Raw genomic sequence first — 1,597 nt, 5'->3', positions numbered from 1 at the left:
GGGCGGATTGTGTTGAAGAAGTCGGTCGAGGACGACCGTTTTGCCAGCCCAAACGTCGGCGCGCCGCCGTTCCGTTCGGGCAACTGCCCGTCTGTCCGCCTCAATACGGCTATTCGGCCGCTCCGCTCATGCCGTGGCCTCCCGAAGCACATTCTGGGGCCGTAGCTTCGCAAGTTTCCTGAGGTTCTGAGCGATGGCGGCGAGGAGGAACTCGTCCTTGGCGCCGTTGGGGCCACGCAGGCGTAGCCGGGTCAGGCCAAGGATGCGCTTCAGGTGGGCAAAGAGCATCTCCACCTTCTTCCGCTTGTCGCGGGACACCTTGTAGGCCTTGGTCTTGCGGCATTCGCGCGCGAACTCGCGTGCTTCCTCGTGCGGCTCACGTGTCACGTATCGCGCCTCCGCTTTCGGGCAGCAGACTTCCTTGGATGGGCAGGCCTGGCAGGTGGCCTTCAAGGCACGGTATTTCTTCCGTCCGCCGGCATCCTGCCCCCGGTTCGGATCAGAGTAGTTCCGGCGGAATTGCTTGAGAGCATGGCCCTCGGGGCAGATGTATTGCTCGTTCGCCTCGTCCCATTCGAAGTCGGAGCGGGACCAGGTGCCATCGGTCCGCTCTGATTTGTCGATGACCGGGATGAAGGGGATGATGCCGCGCTTCTCGACCAGCCATCCGAGGTTCTCGGCGTTGCCGTAGGCGGTGTCGGCGGCCAGCCAGTCCGGCCGGATACCGAACCGCTTCTCCGTTCTGTCAAGCATTGTGCGCGACGCTCCGACTTCGGCCTGGCGGATTGCTCTCGTCGCCTCGACGTCCATGATGACCGCGCTCTTGGTGTCGATCAGGTAGCTGGTGGCGTAGGCAAAGTATGGACGGCTTTCCTCGGCGCGGGTCCATTGCGCGGCCGGATCGGACTTCGCCACGAACTTCGGCTGGACAGGCGACGCGGCCCCGAAGGCGGCATCGTCGAGTGTCTCCAGATATTCCCGCGCCGCCCTGTTTCCGACCTCACGTGCGCGCTCCGGACTCCAATCCTCGGCCGCGATTGACCGGACCTTGTTGGCGTCGGCAGAGATCAGGCTCGCATCCACAGCGAAGCCCTCGCCGGACACGAGGTCTTCCTTCAGGCAGCGCTCGACCGTGGCTTCGAAGGCCTGACGCAACAAGTTGCTCTCCCGGAACTTGCCATGGCGATAGCGCGAGAAGGTCGAGTGATCCGGAACCTTTCGCTCCAGGCCCAGTCGGCAGAACCAGCGATAGGCGAGGTTCAGATGGACCTCGTCACAGAGGCGACGTTCCGATCGGATGCCCATGACGTAGCCGATCACCAGCATCCGGATGATGAGTTCGGGGTCGATGGATGGACGGCCAAGGTGGCTGTAGAAAGGGCGCAGCGCCTCCCGCAAGCCGCCGCAGTCAAGAAACAGATCGATCTCTCGCAGAATATGGTTGGCCGGGACGTGCTGCTCCAGATCGAACTCGTAGAACAGCTGCGCCGGAGCCTCCTGCCTGCCCATCATCTCGAAATCCCCCCATCCCCTCAGGATTGAGTGAATCGAAGGACTTGCCGCGCTGCAACACAGACTTTTTCAACAGCATCGGCGG

At 62.9% G+C, this 1,597-nt stretch carries 1 protein-coding gene; it reads right to left on the bottom strand.

Annotated features, from left to right (window positions below; all coding sequences use genetic code 11):
- Positions 1-126: 126 nt before the first annotated feature.
- Positions 127-1,512, bottom strand: a complete 1,386-nt coding sequence (locus ACXYMW_RS19685) for a transposase (RefSeq protein ID WP_459037031.1) — start codon at positions 1,510-1,512, stop codon at positions 127-129.
- Positions 1,513-1,597 lie beyond the last annotated feature (85 nt).

This window comes from Roseivivax sp. CAU 1761 (assembly GCF_054482755.1).
Note: the sequence above shows the minus strand (reverse complement) of the source record. Positions and strands in the feature narration are given on the sequence as shown.